The sequence below is a fragment of the Microbacterium sp. CPCC 204701 genome (assembly GCF_004010105.1).
GTDB lineage: Bacteria > Actinomycetota > Actinomycetes > Actinomycetales > Microbacteriaceae > Microbacterium.
Window position 1 is genome coordinate 1 of sequence record NZ_RRYE01000207.1, and the last position, 5,321, is coordinate 5,321.

At 71.4% G+C, this 5,321-nt stretch carries 5 protein-coding genes; all 5 read left to right on the top strand.

Translation table 11 applies throughout. The annotated features are described in order from the left end of the window. The coding region (locus tag EIO58_RS11935) for a zinc-binding dehydrogenase (protein WP_127819732.1) at window positions 1-654 on the top strand (654 nt) is incomplete at its 5' end. 79 nt (window positions 655-733) lie between these two features. Next, window positions 734-2,122: an O-acetylhomoserine aminocarboxypropyltransferase/cysteine synthase family protein gene (locus tag EIO58_RS11940; protein WP_240658780.1), complete on the top strand. Its 1,389-nt coding sequence runs from the start codon at window positions 734-736 to the stop codon at window positions 2,120-2,122. Continuing rightward, window positions 2,119-3,111, top strand: coding sequence for a Gfo/Idh/MocA family protein (locus tag EIO58_RS11945; protein WP_127819734.1), 993 nt, complete (start codon window positions 2,119-2,121; stop codon window positions 3,109-3,111). The genes EIO58_RS11940 and EIO58_RS11945 overlap by 4 nt, the downstream gene beginning before the upstream one ends. Window position 3,112: 1 nt before the next feature. After that, window positions 3,113-3,976 carry an NYN domain-containing protein gene (locus EIO58_RS11950; protein WP_127819735.1) on the top strand — a complete coding sequence of 288 codons (864 nt, stop codon included), beginning with the start codon at window positions 3,113-3,115 and terminating at the stop codon, window positions 3,974-3,976. Window positions 3,977-4,021: 45 nt separating this feature from the next. Next, window positions 4,022-5,227, top strand: a complete 1,206-nt coding sequence (locus tag EIO58_RS11955) for an ROK family transcriptional regulator (protein ID WP_205789244.1) — start codon at window positions 4,022-4,024, stop codon at window positions 5,225-5,227. The last annotated feature ends 94 nt before the right edge of the window (window positions 5,228-5,321 follow it).

The following is a 5,321-nucleotide window of genomic DNA, read 5'->3' on the forward strand; positions in this document are numbered from 1 at the left end:
GCCACTGACGTCGTCGCCACCGTGGCGCAGGTGCACCCGCGTCCGCCGCAGGTGACCCCCGCGCAGGGCGCTGCGCTCGGCATCCCCGTCGGCACGGCGTACCAGACGCTCCGGTCGCTGTCGGTCGGCGCCGGCGACGCGCTCCTCGTGCACGCCGGCTCGGGAGCCGTCGGGCAGGCGCTCATCCAGTACGCGGTGCTGTGGGGCGCCACGGTCGTCGCGACGTCGTCCGAGCGGCGGTTCGACGCCGTGCGATCGCTCGGCGCGACGCCGGTGGCATACGGCGACGGCCTCATCCAGCGCGTACGCGAAGCTGCGCCGAACGGCCTGACCGTCGTGATCGACGCGGCCGGCACCGACGAGGCGCTGCAGACCTCCGTCGAACTCGTCCCCGACCTCGATCACGTCGCGACCCTCGTGAGGGGGAAGGATGCCGCGAGCCTCGGCATCCGCGCGTTCTCGGGCGGCTCCCCCCGGCCGCTGACGACGCAGCAGCAGGCCTGGCGCGCCGAGGCGGTGCCGGTGACGCTCGCACTGCTCGCCGCCGACCGGTTCCGCGTCGAGCTCGGCCCGTCCTTCGCGCTGGCCGACGCGGCCGAGGCGCATCGCGCCGTCGAAGCGGGTGTGGACGGCAAGATCACGCTGGTGCCGTAGCCCGCACACGCGTGCCCCGCGCCGCAACAGTTCGACACACGAGGGGGCGCGATCCGTGCCCGGCTCGACAATGGGTCGCATGTCTTGCGCGCCCGAACCCGCACCGCCGCGTCGTCCGGCCGCCCCGCGGTCCTTCGCGACAGCGCAGGTGCAGGCCGGATACGACGCAGGCATCGCCGAGAACACCGCGATCCCCTCGATCCACCAGTCGAACGCGTTCGAGTTCCGTTCTCTGAGCGAGGCACGCGATCTGTTCGCCCTCCGCAAGGACGGCAACATCTACAGCCGGGCGGCGAACCCCACGGTGCTCGTGTTCGAGAAGCGCGTCGCCGAACTGGAGGACGGCATCGGCGCTGCGGGCGTGGCTTCAGGTCAGGCCGCCGTCGCGGTGGCGCTTCTCGCCCTCGCGAAGCAGGGCGAGCACATCGTCGCGGCACGCCAGCTGTACGGTGGCACGGTCGACCTGCTGCAGGACACGTTCGTCGACTGGGGCATCGAGGTGACCTTCGTCGACCAGGACGACGTGCCGGCGTGGGAGTCCGCGCTGCGCCCGACCACGCGCGCGCTGTTCGCCGAGTCGATCTCGAACCCGATCGCGCAGGTGCTCGACCTCGGCGCCGTCGCCGCGGTCGCCCGCCGCGCGGGCGTGCCGCTCGTGATCGACAACACGGTGGCGACGCCGTACCTCCAACGCGCGAAGGACTTCGGCGCCGACATCGTGGTGCACTCCGCGACCAAGTTCCTCGGAGGTCACGGCACGTCGCTCGGCGGCGTCGTCGTCGACCTCGGCACGTTCGACTTCACGGCCGAGCCCGAGCGCTGGCCGCAGCTCACCGGCACCTACCGACGCGTTCCGGACGGCACCCTCGTCGAACGCTACGGCGAGACCGGCTCGCCGTACATCGCGCTCATCAAGACGAAGTACGTCCACGACCTGGGGCCCTCGCTGTCGGCGTTCAACGCCTTCCAGCTCCTCCAGGGCCTGGAGACGCTCGATCTGCGGATGGCGCGTCACACGTCGAGCGCGCTCGAGGTCGCGCGTTTCCTGGCCGCGCATCCCGCCGTGGCCGGTGTGCATCACCCGGACCTCGAGTCGAGTCCGTGGCGTGTCAACGCCGAGACGTACCTGCCGCGCGGCGCCGGCTCCGTCTTCGCGTTCGACCTTCATGCGTCGGGCGACGCCGAGGCCGACTTCCGGCTCGTCGAGTCGTTCATCGCGCGGCTGCAGGTCGTCAAGCTCGTCGCCAACATCGGCGATGCCCGCAGCCTCGTGGCGCACCCCGCCTCGATGACCCACAGCCACCTCTCCCCTGCGCAGCTCGCCGAGTCGCACATCGGCCCCACGACCGTGCGCCTGTCGATCGGGCTCGAAGACCCCCGCGACGTGGTCGACGACCTGGCACGAGCGCTCGACCCGATCGCGGCGAACGCGGCGTACGGCGTCGGAGGACTAGCCTCGATTTCATGACCACTGCCTCCTCCCCTCGCTGGGGCATCCTCGGCCCGGGCGGCATCGCGCGGGGGTTCACGAGCGATCTGCGCACCGCCGGACTGGACGTCGCCGCCGTCGGCTCGCGTCGCCGTGAGAGCGCCGAGGCGTTCGCGGCGGACTTCGGCATCGCGCACGCGCACGGATCGTATGAAGACCTCGTCGCGGATCCCGACGTCGACATCGTGTACATCGCGACACCGCATCCGATGCATGCCGCCAACGCGCTGCTGGCGCTCGAAGCGGGCAAGCACGTGCTCGTCGAGAAGCCCTTCACCCTCAACGCGGCGGAGGCCGCAGCGGTGCGCGACGCCGCCGCCGAGCGCGGACTCCTCGCGATGGAGGCGATGTGGACGCGCTATCTGCCCCACATGGTGCGCATCCGCGAGATCGTCGCGTCGGGCGTCCTCGGCGAGGTCCGCGCCGTGACGGCCGACCACACGCAGCGGATCTCGAGCGATCCGGCGCACCGCCTGAACGCACTGGAGCTCGGCGGTGGGGCGCTGCTCGACCTCGGCATCTACCCGGTCTCGTTCGCGTGGGACGTGCTGGGCATGCCGCTGTCGGTGGTGGCCTCCGCGCGCCTGGGCGAAACCGGGGCCGACACCGAGGTGGCGACGATCATGGCGCACGAGTCGGGCGCGATCTCGACCACGCTGTCGGCATCCCGCGCCGTCGGGCCCAACACTGCCACCGTCATCGGCACCGACGCCCGCATCGACATCGCGCGCGTCTGGTACACGCCGACCTCGTTCCGCGTCGTCGCACACGACGGCACGGTCGTCGAGGACTACGTATCGCGCGTCGACGGCCGTGGCATGCAGTTCCAGGCCCTCGCGGCCGAGAGATATCTGGCCGCGGGGCGGACGGACTCCGATGTGCTGCCGATCGACGAGACGGTGGGCATCATGGCCACGCTCGACGAAGTGCGCGGGCTCGTCGGAGTGCGCTACCCCGGAGAGGAATGACATGCCCGACCTGCAGAACGCGCGCGTTGCGGTCTATCTCGACTTCGACAACATCGTCATGTCGTGGTACGACCGTGTGCACGGCAAGAACTCCTACGCCCGCGATCGCCAGAAGATCGCCGCGAGCGCCGCGGATCCCGAGATCTCCGAGCGCCTGGCCGCCGCCACCATCGACGTCGGGGCGATCATCGACTACGCCACGTCGTTCGGAACCCTCGTGCTCACGCGCGCCTACGCCGACTGGTCCGCACCGGTGAACGCCGAGTACCGCTCGCAGCTCGTCGCCCGCGCGGTCGACCTCGTGCAGCTGTTCCCCGCGGCCGCCTATGCGAAGAACGGCGCCGACATCCGTCTCGCCGTCGACGCCGTGGAAGACATGTTCCGCCTGCCCGACCTCACGCACGTCGTGATCGTCGCCGGCGACTCCGACTACGTGCCGCTTGCGCAGCGCTGCAAGCGCCTGGGTCGCTTCGTCGTGGGCGTGGGGGTCGCGGGGTCCACCGCGAAGTCGCTCGCGGCGGCATGCGACCAGTTCGACTCGTACGACGCGCTTCCGGGTGTCGCGGTGCCGACCCCGGAGCGGAAGGATGCCGCGCCGCAGCGCCGGCGCGCGCGCAAGGCGGCCGCCGACCCCACCGGTTCGCTCCTCGAGCGCGCGCTCCGCCTCGAGAGCGACAGGGACGATGTGGAATGGCAGCACGCGTCGGCGGTGAAGAGCCTCATCAAGCGCCTCGACCCGTCGTTCAGCGAGAAGGCGCTCGGCTACAAGAGCTTCTCCGAGTTCGTCAAGGCCCATCCGAGCGTCGCCGAGGTGGACGAATCGGGCAACATCGTGCTGATCAGGCTGGCGCCGTCGAGTCGCTGATTCCCGCGCGATCTGGGAAAACGCCCGTCGGGTACAGTGTGAGTCGTGGCACGCCGTAACGCCCCACCGGGCTCGCAGACCTCGCTGCGCGAGGCCAATCGCGCGCGCGTCGTCGAGTCTCTCAAGCGTCACGGCCGCCTGACCCAGATCGAGCTCGCGGGCGCCACCGGCCTGTCGCCCGCCACCGTCTCGAACATCGTGAAGGAGCTCACGGCGTCCGGCCTCCTCCACACGTCGTTCACCACTTCGAGCGGCCGCCGCGCCACCCTGGTGTCGCTCGCGCGGCAACTGGGATTGGTCGCGGGCGTCCACTACAGCTCGAGGCATCTGCGCATCGCGATCGCCGACACGGCGCGCACGATCGTGACGCAGTCGTCGCTGCCGCTTCCCCTCGATCACCGCTACGACTCCGAGCTCGACCGGCTGGCGCTGCTGCTCGGCGACATGATGGAGTCGCTAGGCGGATCCCTCGCCGATCTGCTGGCCGTGGGCCTCGCGCTCCCCGCGCCGATCGACCCGCGCACGGGCATGGTGTCGACGCCCGGACTGCTGCGCGGCTGGGAGGGCGTCGACGTCGCCGAGGCGCTCTCGCTGCGCATCGGGCGTCACGTGTACGTCGACAGCGAGGCGAACCTGGGCGGCCTCGCCGAGGCACGCGAAGGCAACGGACGCGCCGCGGCGTCATCGGTCTTCATCCGCGTCGGCCACACCATCAGCGCCGGACTCATCGTCGGCGGCGACCTCTTCCGCGGCGTCAACGGCAAGGCGGGCCAGATCGGCCACGTCACGCTCGACGAGAACGGGCCCATCTGCCGCTGCAGCAACCGCGGCTGCCTTGAGACGTACGCCGGCGGACCCGCCCTCCTCTCGCTGTTCCCGCCCAGCGAGGGCATGCACCGCCTGGGCGACCTGCTCCACGCTGCCGAGGCGGGCGACGGCAGCGCTCGGCGCGTCATCGCCGACGCCGGCCGGCACATCGGCATCGCCGCGGCGAGCCTGTGCAACCTCTTCGACCCCGAGCTGATCGTGGTGGGCGGAGAGCTCGGCCAGGCGGGCGAGATCCTCATGGCCCCGATGCGCCACTCGCTCGAGCGGACCGCGCTGTCGTCATCGGGCGGTCTGCCTGAGATCGTGGGCGCGTCCTTCGGCGAGTGGGCCGAGACGCGCGGAGCGATCGCCATCGCGCTCGACCACGTCGCCGTCGACGCGCAGCGGCTGCCGGCGGCGTCGTCTCTCCCGTACTCGGCGTAGGCTCCTCCGATGCCCGACACGCGACGACGGCGGCCGCGGCGCCCCCCGCGTCTGCGGCGCGCCGCTGCCGGAGCATTCGTCGTCCTGCTCGCCG

Bases quoted from the DNA above. Each gene is read 5' to 3' on its own strand.
- EIO58_RS11940 (WP_240658780.1), top strand. From the start codon at position 734: ATGTCTTGCGCGCCCGAACCCGCACCGCCGCGTCGTCCGGCCGCCCCG.
- EIO58_RS11945 (WP_127819734.1), top strand. From the start codon at position 2,119: ATGACCACTGCCTCCTCCCCTCGCTGGGGCATCCTCGGCCCGGGCGGC.
- EIO58_RS11950 (WP_127819735.1), top strand. From the start codon at position 3,113: ATGCCCGACCTGCAGAACGCGCGCGTTGCGGTCTATCTCGACTTCGAC.